This window comes from Wolbachia endosymbiont of Tuta absoluta (assembly GCF_059414725.1).
Genome location: NZ_JBNRJY010000628.1, coordinates 1 through 358, shown reverse-complemented (window position 1 = coordinate 358; position 358 = coordinate 1). Strand labels below are relative to the sequence as shown.

Below are 358 nucleotides of genomic sequence, written 5' to 3'. Positions count from 1 at the left end.
ACTTTCAATTGCTTCATTGTTGCATCTTTATCAGCATAGATTGAAACAAAACCCTTATAGTCATTACCTAGGTGGCGTTCACACCCCGCCATCACTTTTTCTCACTTTGCTCATCATGTTACTGGCTCTTTTATAAGTGCTTAGAACCTGTTCACCTTCTTTTGTACTAAGATAACGATCGATCGTTTGCATTTCAGCTGTACAAACAACGCCACTGCATTTATTCATAAATGGAGCAAAACGAGCAAGATCATCAAGCGCTGTATTAAACTACTTAATATAAAAACCTTGTTTGATGAATATAAAACAATCAAAAGCACAAAAAGAAAGCAAAAACTCATAATATTAAATAAAAAAC

General features: G+C 34.1%; 1 protein-coding gene. It reads right to left on the bottom strand.

Annotation, left to right across the window (positions count from 1 at the left end; translation table 11 throughout):
* Positions 1 to 78: 78 nt before the first annotated feature.
* On the bottom strand, positions 79 to 228 hold the full coding sequence (locus ACJ5GX_RS06930; RefSeq protein ID WP_495292836.1) for a hypothetical protein: 150 nt from the start codon (positions 226 to 228) through the stop codon (positions 79 to 81).
* Between the last annotated feature and the right edge of the window lie 130 nt (positions 229 to 358).